The 15,939-nt window shown below is 65.6% G+C and carries 12 protein-coding genes; 3 read left to right on the top strand and 9 right to left on the bottom strand.

Going from position 1 to position 15,939, the window contains the following annotated elements:
- Nucleotides 1-88: 88 nt before the first annotated feature.
- Both ABZ370_RS08645 and ABZ370_RS08640 read right to left on the bottom strand, forming a co-directional pair.
- On the bottom strand, nucleotides 89-3,193 hold the full coding sequence (locus ABZ370_RS08645) for an AAA family ATPase (RefSeq protein WP_358618300.1): 3,105 nt from the start codon (nucleotides 3,191-3,193) through the stop codon (nucleotides 89-91).
- Entirely contained in the window at nucleotides 3,120-4,523 is a 1,404-nt protein-coding gene (locus ABZ370_RS08640) for a relaxase domain-containing protein (protein ID WP_358618299.1), read from the bottom strand. The genes ABZ370_RS08645 and ABZ370_RS08640 overlap by 74 nt, the downstream gene beginning before the upstream one ends.
- Nucleotides 4,524-4,799: 276 nt before the next feature.
- Between ABZ370_RS08640 and ABZ370_RS08635 the strand changes: the two genes are divergently transcribed.
- Nucleotides 4,800-5,768: an endonuclease VII domain-containing protein gene (locus ABZ370_RS08635; protein WP_358618298.1), complete on the top strand. Its 969-nt coding sequence runs from the start codon at nucleotides 4,800-4,802 to the stop codon at nucleotides 5,766-5,768.
- A gap of 274 nt (nucleotides 5,769-6,042) precedes the next feature.
- Here ABZ370_RS08635 and ABZ370_RS08630 read toward each other — a convergent pair whose 3' ends face one another.
- The gene (locus ABZ370_RS08630; RefSeq protein ID WP_358618297.1) at nucleotides 6,043-6,891 is read right to left on the bottom strand and encodes a hypothetical protein; all 849 of its coding nucleotides are present in this window, start codon (nucleotides 6,889-6,891) and stop codon (nucleotides 6,043-6,045) included.
- 357 nt (nucleotides 6,892-7,248) lie between these two features.
- A complete protein-coding gene (locus ABZ370_RS08625) occupies nucleotides 7,249-8,274 on the bottom strand; it encodes a YaaC family protein (RefSeq protein WP_358618296.1) in 1,026 nt (341 codons plus the stop codon).
- A 145-nt stretch (nucleotides 8,275-8,419) separates the two neighbouring features.
- Between ABZ370_RS08625 and ABZ370_RS08620 the strand changes: the two genes are divergently transcribed.
- Together ABZ370_RS08620 and ABZ370_RS08615 are read left to right on the top strand one after the other, a co-directional pair.
- Entirely contained in the window at nucleotides 8,420-8,650 is a 231-nt protein-coding gene (locus ABZ370_RS08620) for a hypothetical protein (protein WP_358618294.1), read from the top strand.
- Nucleotides 8,651-8,823: 173 nt separating this feature from the next.
- Nucleotides 8,824-9,273, top strand: a complete 450-nt coding sequence (locus ABZ370_RS08615) for a hypothetical protein (protein ID WP_358618292.1) — start codon at nucleotides 8,824-8,826, stop codon at nucleotides 9,271-9,273.
- Nucleotides 9,274-10,327: 1,054 nt separating this feature from the next.
- On the opposite strand, the gene ABZ370_RS08610 is transcribed toward ABZ370_RS08615, so the two are convergent.
- From ABZ370_RS08610 to ABZ370_RS08590, 5 genes are all read right to left on the bottom strand, one after another.
- The gene (locus ABZ370_RS08610; RefSeq protein ID WP_358618291.1) at nucleotides 10,328-10,708 is read right to left on the bottom strand and encodes a hypothetical protein; all 381 of its coding nucleotides are present in this window, start codon (nucleotides 10,706-10,708) and stop codon (nucleotides 10,328-10,330) included.
- Between the two features lie 423 nt (nucleotides 10,709-11,131).
- A complete protein-coding gene (locus tag ABZ370_RS08605; RefSeq protein ID WP_358618290.1) occupies nucleotides 11,132-12,379 on the bottom strand; it encodes a tyrosine-type recombinase/integrase in 1,248 nt (415 codons plus the stop codon).
- 532 nt (nucleotides 12,380-12,911) lie between these two features.
- Entirely contained in the window at nucleotides 12,912-13,322 is a 411-nt protein-coding gene (locus ABZ370_RS08600) for an HNH endonuclease (RefSeq protein ID WP_358618289.1), read from the bottom strand.
- A gap of 367 nt (nucleotides 13,323-13,689) precedes the next feature.
- Entirely contained in the window at nucleotides 13,690-13,974 is a 285-nt protein-coding gene (locus ABZ370_RS08595; protein ID WP_358618287.1) for a hypothetical protein, read from the bottom strand.
- A 992-nt stretch (nucleotides 13,975-14,966) separates the two neighbouring features.
- On the bottom strand, nucleotides 14,967-15,887 hold the full coding sequence (locus ABZ370_RS08590) for a phosphoadenosine phosphosulfate reductase (protein ID WP_358618285.1): 921 nt from the start codon (nucleotides 15,885-15,887) through the stop codon (nucleotides 14,967-14,969).
- Between the last annotated feature and the right edge of the window lie 52 nt (nucleotides 15,888-15,939).

The raw sequence follows: 15,939 nt of genomic DNA, 5'->3' as shown, positions 1-15,939 counted from the left end.
TCCACACGACCTCTCATCGGCGAATCCGCCTGCCGAGTTCCTCCGGCCTGGCAGCAGTTTCTCGTCGGACAACCCTCGGGTTCTGCGCCTACTCCACCGGATCCGCGTCCAGCGCCTGGGCGGGCTCGTGTCCTTGCTGGATCGGGTTGTCCATCCGGTAGCTCTGGGTGTACGCACCTGCGGCATGCGGCGAAGCACTCTGTTCTTCGTCCTGCGGCGCTTGGCCCAGCTGATAACGACGGCTGAGTTCGCGGCGTAGACCGGTTTCCCGGTGGACGGCGCCCTGGGCAGTACGGAGGGCGCTGGTCGCTTCCGTTCGCCGTGACTTGGTCAGCTCGTTGTCCTGGTCCAAGGCGTGGCGCAGCAGTCCGGGCTTGTTGGACTCCAGGGTCGCGAGGTGGGCGTCCGCCTTAGCGTGCTCGTCATTCGGGCCCGCGGCTGCACGAAGCTCATCGATCCGCTCGTAGAGCGCGTCCAGCTCGTCACCGGTCTCGTTGCGAGCCTGGAGCAGCTCTGCCCGTTCTGCCTCAGCATGGGCTCGGTCATCGCCGCGCAGCACGGGGCGGCCGAATCGGCCGACGGCGCTGAGCCTCTGTTCAAGGTGCTCGATGCGCTCGACCACGCGGTGCTGTGCATCCGTACGATCACTGGCGGAGATGGAGAGTTCGCGCAGCTCGGAGATACATTCGGTTCGCGCCGTCAGGTCCTGGTAGCGACGGTTGAGTGCGAGGACGTTGGGGCCGTTCCCGCTCGACGCTTCCTGCTCGGCCCGGTCCGCGTCCGCCTCGGCGGCTTCGGCTGCTCGTTGCGTGGCCCGGGTGGCAGTGGCTGCCTTCCGAATGGCGTCGCGGAGACCGGTGTGGCTGAGGTGTTTGTACGGGCGAGGCTCCTCCGGCGGAGTCGTGTCGGAGTGCCCGCTGATAGCGGGCGCGCCGTGCGAGAGGTGGGTGCCTCGGTCGTCCGTGGCCACCGGGGGCGTGGTGTTCTCGGAGGAGTCGCTGCTGCGGGGCACCCCGTGGGCGGGCAGGGCATCTACGACCTCGCGTAGGTGAGCTGGTACCACGTTCGTCGGCAGTTCGGTGAGGATCATGCGTTCCTCGGTGCCGTTCTCGATCTCGCGGATGAGCCCCGCAACGGCACGGTCCAGCTTCTCCTGCTCGGTCTCCGGTTCGCCTGCTCGGGCGCGGTCGGCGTCGGTTTCGTAGACGGACAGGGGAAGGAAGAGGTGCGACTCTTTCTTGTCTCGGCTCAGCATGGTGTAGAGCGCGTTCGCGTGTGCTCCGGGGCCGTAGACGAGGGCTTCTTGGACGGTGAGGCCCTGGCTCTTATGGCCGGTGATCGCGTATCCGAGGCTCAGTCCACCCACGGCGATGTAGTCGGCGTCGACCCATTCGGCATGGTCACGGTGGCCATCCGCGGTCTTCTCGCGCCACTCGACCAGGATCCGGCGGTCGGCGTCCACCGCCCGAACGATTCCGCGGTAGCCGTTGAGCACGTCTTCGTTCTCGCCACGGCTCCTTTTGCCGCGGTAGTCGTTGGTGCGAAGGAGGACCTGGTCGCCGACGGCGATGGTGAGTTCGTGGCCACCGGCGAGCGCGTACATGTACTCCGGGCCGGTGAGGTCGCCGTTCGCCTTGCGTAGTGCGCGGGCGCCCAGGTTGAGCTCCTCGACGACTTCGTTGGTAGCGGCGAGCATCAGGAGCTGCTGCACGGCGGTGTGGTCGTCGGTGTGCGCGGCGCGCTTGTCGGCCCACACGGTGAGCATGGCCGCGAGCGTTTCGTCCTTGTTGGCGAGTGCGTGCACGCGGCCGGTGCCGGCGAAGGTACGGAGCGATTCCGTGCGGCGATCGTCGCGCCACAGCTGGAGCGCGCGGCGTTCGATGGCGTCCTTCTGACGGAAGTTCTCCGTCAGTTCCAGACCGCCCACGAGATGGTGGACGGCGGCGAAGTGGCCGCCGACTCCGGGGCTGTGCAGCTGCTTGGGGTCACCGATGCCGACGACCTTCGTTCCGGTCGTCGCGGCATGTGCGAGGAGTTCGGCGATGTCGCGGTCATCGCACATGGCGGCTTCGTCCACGACCAGGACGTCCGCGCCGGTCAGGCCCTGGCTTCCGGTGCGGATGCTCGTGAGCCAGGAGGCGACGGTGCGGGAGCTGATGCCTGCTTCGGCCTTGAGGTTGGCGGCAGCGACCGCGGCGGTGCTCGCGCCCGCGACAACGAGTCCTTGGGCCTCCCATGCCTGCCGCGCGGCGTCCATGATCGTGGTCTTGCCCGCGCCCGCGACGCCGATCACGGCGTCCACGCCGTGTCCGGCGGTGAGCAGCCTCTCCAGTACGGCGTGCTGCTCGTCGGAAAACGCGAATCCCTGCTGTGCCTCGACGGTGGACAGGGTCATCGCGACCGTGTCGTTGCTGACGACGGCGGCCTGTTCGCCGAGGCGCCGCGTGGTCTCGGAGACGATCAGCGTTTCGGCGGCGACGATGTCCGCGGTGGTGTACCGGTCGGCGTGGGTGTAGTGCTGGGCGCCCTTCGGGTCGAGCTGGACCGCGTACCCGGCGTGCCGGAGTGCGGAGGTGGTTAGCCCCTCGGCCTCCTCGGCGGTGGCAACGCCGTACGGGAGAGCGTCCAATACGGCGGAGATGGCGGCAGCGTGAGTGAACTCCTTGCTGTGGCTTGTCAGCCCCATCTCGGGGTCGAAGACGATGCGGCACAGCTCGTCCAGATCCGGGTTCGGCTCCGGTGCCTGCTCCTGGAGGGCGCTGGCCGCGATGGCGTCCGGGTCGTCGCCGGCGGCACGTCCTTCGGCCTGCCAGTACGCGCGCAAGACATCGTCCGTAGCCCCTGCGGCGTCGCCGTTCTTGGCGGCTTTAGAGGCGGAGGAGGCGGCGGTGCGCTCGCGCACGGTGGCGTTGTCGTAGTCGAGCCCAAGCTTGCTGAGCAGTTCCCGGACCTGGCCGTCACGCTTGCTGAACAGCTTGATCGTGGTCTGGGGGATGGCGGCGATCTCCCATGCTCCGGTGCGCTCTTCGCGGCGGAAGCGGATGCCGTAGCGGTTGGTGAGTTCGCGGCGGATGCGGGCGTTCATCAAGGACTGCGTCGCGCGGGCATGGCGGTGGAGGTCACGGCCGCCCGCGGCCATCGTGGACCACTTCCCGTCGGTGCCCTTGACCATGTTGGCCAGGGTGAAGTGCAAGGTGGAAGTGGGGGTCACCGTATGGGGCGCCGCCGACCGGCCGGGCGGCGCGGTGGATCATCATCCAGCCGGAGAAGCCGCTCGTGTCGAGCGTGCGTGCTGCTTCACCGTCGCCATGTCGGCCACGCATCGCGTACGCGGTCCAGCGCTCCAAGGCGTCGACCGACTCGCGTCCGCATGAGGTGTAGATCGACTCAACCTCGCGGGCGATCTCCGGTGGTGCGTAGGCCAGGAAGACGCTCTTGGACTTGCCCAAGTCCAATGTGGTGTCGGCGCCCCGGTTGCCGACTTCGACGCGGCCTTCCCGCATCGCGGCCTTGATCTCTTCCGCGTCCCAGATCTGGTCCGGTGCGAGCCCCGCGGCCTTGGCCATGGAGACCGCTTCACGCACGGCCATCGGCAGATCGCGCAACCGCCGACCGGCTTCGGCCTCGGTCTGGCGGTAGCGCCGCTGCATGGACGCGGAGTCGAACAGCTCCGCGGGCTCCCGCCCGTTCTCGCCTGCCTTGGCCTCGACGGCGTGCAGGAGCACGCGGGCATCGAGTAGGCCACCGGCCTCGGCGGCGAGGGCCTTCTCCAACGCGTCTTCGCCGTACAGCTCGGTGGCGTCGATGCCGACACCGTCGGCGAGCTTGAGCAAGGTGGAGACCGGTGCCTTGTGGGCTTCGCCGAACCGGACGAGCTGACGCTCCATGCGGCCGAAGGCGTCCTTCTTACGCTTCGATTCGAGCAACAACTGTGGTTGTACGCCCTGCTCAGCGGCCCTGCGGCGGATGGCTCGTACCAGCGGCGCGGCGTGCAGCTTGGCCGTGGGCGCGATGGCCATCTTCGGTTCCACCAGCGTTTCGCCGGTGCGCGGGTCCTCGCCGCGCATGAGGCGGCGGGCGGCCTGGAACTGCTCGGGAGCGAGCACCGAGCCAGGGGTAATGCCGAACTCGTGGAGGCCCTGGCCGATCCACACCAGCGGACGTTCGCTGGCATCGAGGTGGTAGTCCACCTGACCGTCAGCGGAAGGGGTGGGGAGGACGGCCTCCCCATACAGGGTGCGGGCGTCGAGTCCGGCTGCTGCGGCGACCTCGACGGCGTCGAATCCGGTGAACCGGGCCTTCTTGTCGCTGCGGAGCTGGGTACGGGCCCGGTAGAACGCCTTCTTCGCCTCGGTGGCGCCGAGCAGCAAGGCGACGGTCGTACCGGCTTCCGCGGCCTTGGCTTCGACGGCGGCGATGAGCGGAGCGGCGTCGACCACGGTGACCTGCCCGCAGCCGTGGCCCCCGGTCAGGCGGTATTCGACCTGTTCGTCCGACGGGCCGATCCCGGTTACCCACCCCACCGGCCCGCCCACCTCCTCGGGTCAGAATCGATCAGATCCGGCCATCTTGGCTGATTGTATCGTCACGAAGTGACGATACCTTGGTCCTCCGAGAGCCGTGGGTACAGGATTTCCGAGGGTTCTTCGACGGGAAGTCGGGCTGTTACCGCTGGTTGAGCTGGGCTGGGAGCTTGAGTTCCGCTCTTGGCGCGGGGCAGAGCAGTAGGGTGCGTTCACGGTCCTTCAAGATGCGGAATGACGGAACTGTCACGCGCAACGTAGGCGTACTGTCTGACGATGAGCACACGCGTCAAGAAGAGCGCCCCCTGTGTTGACTGCCGAGAGGTGTCCAAGGCCATCCGCCGGGGCCTGTGCGGACGTTGCTACCAGACGTACCGGCGTGAGGGCATTCCGTTCCCGGTGTCTGCTGACGCCGGGTACCGCAATGTCCCCCTGAGCCTCGCAGTGATCGCTGACAACACGCGGGTGAGGGATGGCGGGTGTCTCATCTGGCAAGGGTGCTTGAACAAGGACGGCCACCCGATCTGGTTCGAGCCAGACCCCGAAAGGGGCAGGGGGTCTCGGCGCATGGTGGTCGCCCGTTGGCTCTACGAGAGCGAGAACGACCAACTCGTCAAAGGGCAGGTCCTCAAGCGCACTTGCGGGAACAGGCGTTGCGTAGCCATTAGTCACTCTTCAGCAGGCAAGGTCCGCCGATACCAAAAGCCAGGCGAGGCTGAGATCCCCAGCCACTGCCTGAACGGCCACGAGCTGAACGACGAGAACCTCTACCAGCACCCGAATCGCAAGGCTTGGGAGTGCAGGCAGTGTGGCTGGGAGTCGAAGAAGCGCAACGCTCCCGAGTATCCCCTCCGGAATATTAGGGAGCCCTACCGTGGCACCGAGACACACTGCCACAACGGCCATGCGTACGCCGACGTGGGGTTCTCTGTCGATAGCGGCACACGAGTATGTAAGGCGTGCCGATGGCTGAAGGATCAGAAGTCGGCGATGCTCCGCCTCTACGGCCTCGCATACGACCGGTACCTAGCCATGCTGGAGGAACAGGAGTATCGCTGCTGGATCTGCCGGGAACCCTTTGAGATCCGAAGCAACAACCTGAGCCCTCATGTCGACCACTGTCACGACAGCAGCAAGGTACGGGGGCTCTTGTGCCGGGCCTGCAACCTGGCCCTGGGGCACTTCAAAGATGATGTTGACCGGCTCCGGGCTGCAATCCAGTACATCGAGTTGCACAAGGGGTAGCCACCGGCCTGCCCTCTGCTCTGCCTCCGGAGCAATCCAGTTGTGTCCCAGCACCTCCTGGATGGCAATCAAGTCCATCCCGGACAGATAGAGCTGCAAAGCGCTAGAAGTGCCGCAGGACATGCGGCGTGAGCCGCCCGGCCCAGGTCGGCAGGTGGCGAGCGGTGGCCTCGGCGAGCGCGGTGCGGAACACCTCGACGATGTCGTACTCCAGGGCCGCAGGTGGTGGGTGCGGACAGGGCGGTAGGGCACATTTTCCTGCCCGACCGCCCTGTCAGCGGGGATCGCGTCCTCCCAGACCTTGGGAGCGGCCGCGGGCCTCCCCCACGAGTCGCTCGTCCACTCGCTGAAGGTCAGCGGCGTTCGACAGGAGAGTCCAGCCCTCGGCATAAGGGGCCAGCGCGCTCACAGGAGCAGGCGTTCCAGCAGGGGCGCTGTATATCCGTCCTCTCTGCTCCCACGATGTCAACTCCAGCACGACTTCCCGGTCGAACACGTCAGGCTGAAGCCCAAGGATCCCCGCGGACTGGAGAGCCCGGACGAAATTGAGCAGTTCGATCGCGCTGACCATGATCCAGGCGACCAGAGGTACCGCGGCACGGAACCGTTCAGACAGACCGAACGGGTCAGCTTCTTGGCGCCGTTCCGTGTCGTGGTGGACCACATCGCCGTAGATCCACGCCATCGCCAACTTCTGATCGTCGAGATCGGCGGTCTCGCCGGTGACGGTATCGCCGATCATGACCTGATACCCGATCTCACGCGCGGGTGTCGACCCTGCTCTCTCCCGCCACTCGGCCCGCGCCGCCTTCACCCACGCTGTGTCGTCCGGCATCGACTGGCAGAAGTACCCAACCCCTGCCAGAGCTTGCAGGTACGAGCAAGCATCGTTCTCCAGCAGGAGCGGCCTGATCCGTGCGGCGGCCGACTCGACCACCTCCTCAGCCGGAAACTCCTGCCGAAGCCGTGCCTCGCCATTCCCGAGGACGGTCACCGAGTACCGTGCCTCGGCCAGGGTGACCAGGGCGTCCCAGTCGGCCGCGAGCGAGTGCGCCTTCACTCGGCGAGCACGCAGCACGAACGCCTCAAGCTTGGTGCGATGCCGCGCCGCCACATCTGCCATACCCGGCCGCCCGCTCGTCACCGTGCCCCTCCAACTCTCTGTAACCCATCGGCCCAAAGCCGAGTGGTTGAGCAAGCATGACGCGGCAATACCACAGGCATCAATCCGTTTCAGCACGCACCATCGGTGACGTGGACTGCCGCGCCGTCGGCAAGGGGGTGGTCTCGCCCCACCCACTCGAAGCGGCGCGGATCGCCGGGGCTGCGGACACGCATCGCCTGCCGTCCGCGTCCAACTACCCCGGCTCAGTGGTAAGCAACGCAGTGTCGTCTTCGTCGGGGATCCAGCGGAACTGATCGATAATCAGCCGAAGCCACGCCAATATCGCCTAGAGCTTCGCACTGTGGTGACCGTGGATCAGCTGCTCACCTCGGCGATGGTGTCCGCGATCAGGGCGGGGAGGTGGTTGATGGCGCGTTCCAGGAGCCGTTCGATCGGGACCGCGTACTGGCTGTTGTCGACACTGATGAGCATGCCCCAGACCGCGGGTTCGTAGCGGGCGAGCATGGACAGGGAGTACAGGACCGCCCACCAAGCCATTAGTGGGTGCAGCTCCTGCTTCATCGGAGGGAGGGCAGGCAGAAAGTATCGGCCCCCGGCGTAGCCGCGGGTCATGGCCCGCAGATACTCCAGCCGCTGGGGTGCGGTCGCCGATCCCTGGGACATCTTCCAGTTGACCTCCAGCTCGCCGCCGCCGCGGTTGTAGCGGGTGTAGCCCGGGGGCGGGGGCCCGTTGCGGGAGTCGCCGGTGGTCACGTAGCTCTCGTACTGAGTGATGGCGGGGTACGAGGTCAGGAACTCTGCCAGCGCTTTGTGGGTGCCAGCGTCGATGACCCGGTCGGGGATGTCGCACACCGGGACGCTCAGCAAGGGATGCTCGTGGGCGCCGACGCTCACCTCGTCCGCGAACAGCGGAGTCATCCGGTCCCTGAGGGTGAGCGGGTAGCGGAGGTTCGGGGGCAGCAGGTCCCACACGTCCTCCAGGCGCACTGGGTCCATCTCCCATACCGGGGAGTCGAGGACTTCGCTGACCTTCACGAAGCTGCCCTGGGTGCCAGGTGGGTCGGTGCGGATCTCGATGTCGGGGAAGAGCTGGTCGAAGCCGGTGGTCTTGACGCCGTGGGAGACCAAGCGCCAGTCCTCGCCCTTGAGAGACCAGGCGGCGGCAGCGATGGCTCGGCCGGCCTGGCTGAGGCCGTAGAAGACCTGGAGGGGGCGCGTGGCGGGGCCCACGACGGCAGCGGCTCGGAACATCTGCTCGGTCTGTTCCAGGGCAGCTGAATAGGTCTTGCGGCGGGACCCATTGCTGGCTCTGGCCGGTGGGTTCGAGCGGCTGGCCCGCAGCCGCTCCCATGCCTCATCGGCGGCGGGATCGCTGTGCATGCCCCGGGACGCTACTCTCCGCAGGACGGGCCGCGCGGGTGAATTTCTCCCTCGCGTACGCGGGCACGAATCTAAGCCGGCGCTGGATGGGTGTCTGCGTCGGTCGCTCCGGGCCGTGCTCGCGGTGCGGCCCGATACTGGACCCATGACCGAGCAACCGAAGCTGATGACGGTGGAGGAGACCCGCACGCTGGTCGTCGCCGCCGTCGCGGACCCGGCCGTCGGCCTCGCCGCCCCCTTGGGCCTGTCGCTGGGCCTGCGCGACGAGCTGCGATCAGCAGTCCTCGACACTCTGAACCGCGGGGACTATCACCCGGCGGTGGACGATGTGCCGGGGAGCCTGACCTACCGCGACGGTGGCCTCACTCTCGCCTGAGGCTGCTTACCTGGGGAAATGACCGCCACGGCGAAGGAACCGTAGACGCCCCGCGTCCAAAGATCTTCTGCTGTCGCCACGAGCGGCGCCGGGCTGTTGGTTCGAGATGTCCGCAGACCTATGCATACGGTGCGCACGATGAGCAGCGATTTCGAACGGAACTGGGGGCACGGGTGAGCACCACTCCGGCAGCATCGGTAAGCGCGGCAGAGCTACGGCGGCGAGTTCGCGCTGTCGAAGCGCTCCAGGCGAAGACGCGGGAGCTGGCCGCAGCGAATGTGTTGTCGACGCGCGAGACTGCGGTGAAGGCAGCTCGGGCGAAGGACAAGGCCGACATCGCCGCACGGGAAGCCGCTGCTGTCGCACTGCGGCTGTTCGACAACGACGCAGAGTTGGTCTCGGAACTGCTGGGTGTGCCGGCGGAGGAGCTGGAACGCGAGGCGAAGCCTGTTACTGCCGCTCGCGCGAAGAAGATCATCGAATCGCTGCGGGCCCGCGCCGAGCGCCCGCGTTCCAGCCGAACTCGCAAGCCTCGGGCGGAAGCGTCGGCCCCGTCCCCTCCGTCTCCGGATACCCCGGCCCCGGTCGTCACGCCGGATGGCGGCCGGGCTGATGCTGCATGAGAACGACCTCGGGCCCAGACTCTTCCCGCTCACGGCGATAGAGGGGTCCTCGCCCGCCCCCGCGGGCCTCACAGCAAGCTCCTCCGCCCACGCCCTATCAGGCAGCGCCCATGAACCTCGTTCATAACGCTTCCCCCGTATAGGGGACCTCGTCTCCTGCAAAGGTAATCGAAGCCACTCCACCGCGCGCAGGTTACAGATCAGCGACGCAGACTGATGGCAAGGACAACGGAGGAGTGGCCATGAGCGCTCGGATATGCAGAATTGCAATAATCGCCTGCCTGACGGCGGGGGGAATCGTGCCGTCAGCCTCGATAGCCGACGCGACCCCAACCTCACGCCTGCAAGCATCATGCTCACTGAGGCTACAAGTTATCGATACCGGCGACGTCCGACACGGAAAGCAACTAAAAGCCAAAAGCTCAACCGATGTCACGAATTTGTACAGTCGAGGAAAAGCTGTGATCCTACATATCGACAACCGCGGAACTGAGTCATTTACTCGAAACACGCAATTCATGGGAGAGCAGGTGATAGGGAGTCAAGGTATCAATGCGTGGGGGGTAAGATCGCGATGGGCTGCTACTCACCCGACATGGAAATTGGGAATCTGGAAGGTAGTTTATGCCTGCTAGATCACGGCGGCCTGTTGCGTAGGCCCGCCTGGGGGCAGCGCCTGGCTCATGACCAGGGCACCGAACGCTGTCACCCGCAGGCGGTCGGCGGGTATGGGCGCACCGGGGTGATCCTCGGTATCGCGTACGCGCCAAGCGACCCCCGCAAGTCCCTACGGCGCGTCGAGGGTGAAGGACGCGGACGGGATGCCCTCGCCACGTCGCCGCTGATCGAGTGCCACGACGGCGGGCCAGGCACCTGGTAGGTTGCGGCCACGCCCTGGGTTCGGCGTTACCTCAATGCGTGAAGAGTACTCACTGAGCGTCATTCCCCCGCTTCTTTTGTCGTGCCCGATACAGCCACTGAACGATTGCGCTACCTACGAGCGAAGTGACAGAAAGCACAACGGAAGCGACACTGGAGACCCATTCGAAGATCGTCATTTTCCCGACTCCAGTTCGCAAAGGTAAGTGCTCCATCCCGTGCTGATTAGGGTTGCAATAAGCAAGATCAGCGATTGCTGACCCATGGCGGCCTTGTCGATGCCCTCATCGTCGGATCCAGCAGCCAAGAATGTGACGACCGCGAGGTCGACAACGTTGAATACCGTCCAGAAAATCAAGGGACCACCCCTCTTCTGATCGGGCATCAAGACTTGCCCAATGGCCGCCGCAGTCAACCCCATGCACACGATGTACAGGTCAGCCCGACTCGCAAGCTCATATAGGCCGGGAGTTTCATGGTTCTTCTGCTGCTGCTCCTGTAGAAATTGGGTAAAAGTCGGCAGGATCGCGAAGATCACTGCGAATACGAACCACATGGCGAGCTTCTGTCGGGCAAGCCGGCGGGCCGCTGCAGTGGGCGCGGTCGCGTTTGGTGCGATGCCACCCGCGGCCAGAGTCTGGGTCGTCGCTGGTTCGTTCCTGTCTACTGAAGATGGCGCGCCTCCACTTGGAGGGGTGGGCGCGGAAGTCATGCTTACCCCGTTCGGTGACGTCAACTCCTGCAACACCGCGACACAAGTGCTGCTTTGGAACACATCAGATTAAGGGTTCAGGCCTCCTACTGGGGTTCAACTGGCGATGTCGTGCACGAGCCAGCCACGGCAACGTCTCCTTCGACGCAGCGTGGCGGCACACCAGGGCCGTCCACAACCCTGAGGAGCAGCCCTCTCGAAGGCATGGGCATCTCCCCGACGGGCCCCCAGCCAGAGGACGGTCACCCCTCACGACCCCGGTCCGGCTCATGCCACGCTTGTCAGGTCCTCGACGGTCGGTGACGCCTCCACGGGGCGCATAGCCCACTCCACGGCTGCCACCACCTCGTCATCCGCGGAGTCCAGGAGATGGCCGTACCGGTCGACCGTGGTGGTGATCGACTCGTGCCCGAGTCGCCCCTGGATCACGGGCAGCGGAACCTTCCCCGCGATCAGCCACGAGGCGTGCGTGTGGCGGAGGTCGTGGACGCGCGGCCGCTTCGTCAGGCCAGCGGCGTTGGCAGCGTCCAGGGCGGGCTTCCACCGTTGGGCGAAGAAGAAGCCCGAGTGCCAGGATCCTCCGCCGGGAGCGGTGAAGATCAGGTCTTGGGGGTGCTTGCCCAGGCATACGCGCTTGAACAGCTCCACCTGGTCAGGGGTGAGGACGAGGGTGCGTCGGGGCTTCTTCGTCTTGGGGGCACTGAGGTACGTGCCGCCCTCGGCTCGACGCTTCCATGCGCGTTGTACGCGGAGCGTGGACCGCTTGCCCGTGAAGGTGAAGTCGCGCGGCTGGAGCGCCGTTACCTCGCCCCACCGCAGGCCGGTGCCGATCAGGGCATCGACCAAGTCGACGGCATCAGGCTTCAGGTGCGCGCGGAGGAGCGCGTACTCCTCCGGTTCGAGGAAGACCTCTTCGTCTTCAGCCTCGTCCCTCTTCGGCAGACGCGTCTGCGCGCAGGGGTTGGAGTCGCGTAGAGGCGGGTCTGCGGTCACCGCTGCCTGGAGGACGCTGAAGAGCAGCCCGTGGAGGTTGGCGATGGTCTTCGGCGCGTAGGCCCGTCGTACGGTACCGGGCTCGTGATGCGGGCCCGGGCGCCCGTGTTTGAGGTCGTTGATCCACTGGCTGACGTGGTCGCGTGTGATCTTGTTCGAGCGGTCTGAAACGGCCAGGTACCGGAACCACGGGATCATGTGGTTCTCGATGAATCGTCGGTAGTTGGTGCTTGTGTGCTCGGATATGTCCGTGAGCAGCTCGACGTACCGGTGAGCGTAGGCGGGGAACATCTCCTCGGCGGGGCACTCCGACTCGTCCGGCTCGACGAATCCCTCGCCCTTGACCCAGCCGGGCGGCCATTGCTGTCCGTGGCCGTTCACCAGATCGCGGAAACGTTTCGCCGCAGCCAGGTCGTCGAAGCTCTCGCGCTGCCACTTGCCCTCACGGGCCCCGCTGGCGCGCCAGACGACCCCATGAACCGCGGCGCCAGACTGCCGCTTGTAGGTCTTGATGTGCGCCATGCCAGGCACCGTAAAAGGGGGGCGCGGGACAGTGCGTGAGGCAAATGTGAGGCAAGAAACCCGGGCGAGACAGCACCCGGGTTCCGTTTTCCCACGTCAGAAGGTTTTTCCTCAGGTGGGGCGGGTGGGACTCGAACCCACGGCCGACGGATTATGAGTCCTTTGGGGATCTTCTGATCCGTCTCCGCTCTTGCCCCGATCTTCCTATAGTCGCAGGTCAGAGGCCCCGTACTGTTCTGGCTCTGCACAGGCTTTCCCGATGCTTACGGGTCCTTCCGTCCCCTGCGCGTCCCCTGGCGGGCCCCGACAGCCGTCCCGTGGCGGCCACTTGAGGATGCCTGTCTGGATCAACGCAGGTTGAGCGGTGAAGGCAGTCGAGGTCTCGAACTCGCACGCAGCGGAGTGCCTTACCGGCGAGAGGGGCACCGCCCGCTTCACCCACGGATGGAGCGGCGAGGCATCGCCGCAGGTCAGCCTGCCTGAGCACAGCCTAGCGTGTCCTTACTCCGTTCGGCGTGGACCTAGGAGGGCTTCACAGATGCCTCGAACCTGCGACCTCGGTGAGTTTTTGCAGGGACTGATGGACCTGCCGGACGATTTCCGCGAGGTCGTCCGAGACGACGTGCTGGCCGGACTGGGCGACCTGTGCCGTTTTCCACTCTTCGAGTTTGGCGACGGTGTACAGGCTCTCGTGTCGGTCGACCGCCTTGTGATGAACGCCGCACAGCAGCAGAAGGTTCTCGAAGCCGTTGATGTCGCCAGCATAGCCAGCTTTGTATCGCGGACCTTTCTTCTTCTCGGAACGGATGTGGGCGATCTCGGCAGCGACGGTAGGGTGCCCCCGGTCCCAGAAGACCAGAGGCTGGGCGCACTTCGGGAAGGCACAGCATGTGGCACTACCAAAGAGAAGCTTGACCGTCTCGTCCCTGTACTTGCTCGCCACGCCGGAAGCGTATCAACCAGGGACATGGGCCGGTTGCCGAGCAACGATCCTGACGACCCCGCTGGCGTGGGCTTCCAGTGCCTGTGATCGGCGCGGTACCGGAGGGTAGGGCACCGGAGCCGCGCTGGCCTGCTCATTTAGTCCTTGGGGCAGTCGTCTCAGCGCGCGCCAGTCGTTCAGCCTGACTTACTGGCAATGGCGAACAGGCTTGTGGCCGACTCCGCTGCCGATGGCGCCGTGGATGGCGTCGCCAGGTCGTCTTCTTGGGCGGCGGTCAGGGCCTGCCGGAGCGTGAGGCATGCAGGAGGGATCTATACGCCAAGCAGGACACTGATGCCGTGCTGCCGTTGAGAAGTGCGTTCGGCAGCTACCGGGGGATGATCAAATCAGTCAGCTCTCTGGGGGTGGGGACCTTACCCCGGTGAATCACGATAACGGCGGTCAGGACCACCACAGGGAGAAGTGCGCCAAGAGCTGCCTCGGGGAGCCCGGCCAGGGAAGCCCCCGCCATGATCGCGACTACCAGGATTCCAACCACCACCATCCTGAGTCGCTCGTGGCGAACAATGGGCACAGCACCACCCATTTGCTCCTCATCGAGCAGTCGGCCAACGCCCCCCTCGGCATACCGCTCGGCGATCGTCAGCAGCATGACCGTGAGCTTTTGTAGCGCCTCGCCCGGCTGCGTGTCCTGTTCAGCCTCGGCCTCCCGTAGTGCTCCGATGACGCGTCCCGCGTGAGTCCTGAGCACCCGTTCGTGATGGGCTCGGGCCTTCCCTCGCCGTGTACGGTGAGCCTGCCAGATAACTCGCTCTACGGATCTCATCGAGACCCTGGGCAAGGTGTCGCCAGGCTCCCCGGTACTCCATTGTTTGTGCACTCGGGCACACTGCACTGCGGACTGAACCAGTACCACCACAGGCCAGGCCCGAACGTAGTCACTGGAAACGTCCGTCCGCCCCGCTCCAGCCTGGTCCTGACGTCGCTGCCCTTGGAGCCCAGTCAGCGCCGCGCCGATCCGCAGAAAGATTGGCGCTACGTACAGTGCCACCGCGACCGCCAGCACGACACACAATGCATCTACGACATGGGCGGGGCTCTCCCAGTTCTCTACCGCTCCAGGTACCGCAGCGACTTTGCCTGCTATCCATCGCGTCGCGTCGAAGGGTCCACTGTAGAACGCAGGGGCCGCGTTGGGCCTCCACCAAGCAGCGGCGTACCACATCATCGGTGCGAAGTACGCGACCACGGCCAAAGCGATAGGAATAGCAACCTGAGCCGCGTACCACCAACGCACCACCCACACGGGAGTTAGTCCGCTCCTCCCGATTGGCACCGTGCCGGTAGTTGCTGCCGGTAACACTTCCCGTGCTTCTGCCAGAAGTACTTCAGCGTGCCGCAGGGCCATTGCGCGGCGACGCCGTCTCAACTCGTCAACGGTTCGTCGCCGCACCCAGGCCCGAAGAGGCTGTGAGCGCCACAACGCGAGCCCAGCGACCAGCAAGATCAACTCGACGATCCGTCCAAGAATCAAAACCACGCAGAGCAGTCTCCTCCACCACTCTGACACTGACTCGTATCGAGAGCCTTCTCGCTTCGTCACCACGCTGTGGAACGCCGACCAGATGGCGACTTGTGGCGTGGTCAGGTCATGCACCAGCCGGAATCACAGCCCGTGTCGTGCACGTCGAACGGCAGGGTGGCGATGCCATCGCCGATGGCCCCCCGCAGAGGCTTGCCAAAGCCGGTCAGGTAGACGTGGTCCTTGCCAAGCTCGTCGCGCCGCCGGTTGAGCAAGTCCTCAAGCTGGCACGCCTTCGCGAATAGCTCGGGTTCCGCACGTCGCATCTCGTGCCACGTCTCCGGCCGATGGAAGGGACAGAACCAGCACGAGGACTTCGGCGGTACCGGCAGCCCAGCGGAGCGGATGATCCGCGCGCAGTCACTGCGACGGATGCCACGTTCCAACAACGGATACTCGATCCGCTCGTGCGGGTCGCATCGACGGGTGTTCGCCCGGTGGATCTCGTCCAGGGTGATGCCGATGCCGACTGTGGCGGGGTGCTGTGCGCTGGCGCCGCGCCTCTTGAGTTCACGGCCGATGACCTTGATTTTGAACTGGGCGGTGCATGAGCGTGTGCCGGGGGCTCCGTTGGACATCCGTATGGGGATCTTCAGAGAGCGTGAGCCTTCCCGGGTGAGGTCCTGGTAGAGGGTGCGGACCTCTCCGGTGCGCTTCATGACGTGGTCGACCACGACGAGTTCGAGGCCGTGTTCGGCTGCGAACGGCATGGCGTATTGGTGTAGGTAGCGGATGGTTCCTGGGTTCTCGGAGTCGTCACCGACGTTGGCCATGATGAAGGTGCGGTAGTTCAGCTCTCCACGGGCGGCGAGGACGAGGGCCGCCATGGACTGCCAGCCGCCGCCGAAACTGAATGACCGCAGTTCGCGGCGTAGGGGTGTGGTGCGCCGCCAGCGTCTGAGGGGGTGTTGGTTCTTTTCCTCGAACCGCGGGAGGTGAACGGTCTGTTGTACGCCTGTGTCGGCAGGTTCTTGAATGATCACGCTTGGTGCCTCTGCTTGGGGTGGCCCCGACTGGTGTGTCGGGGCCGCCGTA

Origin of the sequence: Streptomyces sp. NPDC005962 (genome assembly GCF_040629205.1) — a bacterium.
Classification (GTDB): Bacteria; Actinomycetota; Actinomycetes; order Streptomycetales; family Streptomycetaceae; genus Streptomyces.
Note: the sequence above shows the minus strand (reverse complement) of the source record. Positions and strands in the feature narration are given on the sequence as shown.

Excerpts from the sequence above, each read along its gene's own strand:
- ABZ370_RS08610 (WP_358618291.1), bottom strand. The coding sequence starts at position 10,708 with ATGTGGTTCGTATTCGCAGTGATCTTCGCGATCCTGCCGACTTTTACC.
- ABZ370_RS08635 (WP_358618298.1), top strand. The coding sequence starts at position 4,800 with ATGAGCACACGCGTCAAGAAGAGCGCCCCCTGTGTTGACTGCCGAGAG.
- ABZ370_RS08630 (WP_358618297.1), bottom strand. The coding sequence starts at position 6,891 with ATGGCAGATGTGGCGGCGCGGCATCGCACCAAGCTTGAGGCGTTCGTG.
- ABZ370_RS08620 (WP_358618294.1), top strand. The coding sequence starts at position 8,420 with ATGACCGAGCAACCGAAGCTGATGACGGTGGAGGAGACCCGCACGCTG.
- ABZ370_RS08605 (WP_358618290.1), bottom strand. The coding sequence starts at position 12,379 with ATGGCGCACATCAAGACCTACAAGCGGCAGTCTGGCGCCGCGGTTCAT.
- ABZ370_RS08595 (WP_358618287.1), bottom strand. The coding sequence starts at position 13,974 with ATGCTGCTGACGATCGCCGAGCGGTATGCCGAGGGGGGCGTTGGCCGA.
- ABZ370_RS08625 (WP_358618296.1), bottom strand. The coding sequence starts at position 8,274 with ATGCACAGCGATCCCGCCGCCGATGAGGCATGGGAGCGGCTGCGGGCC.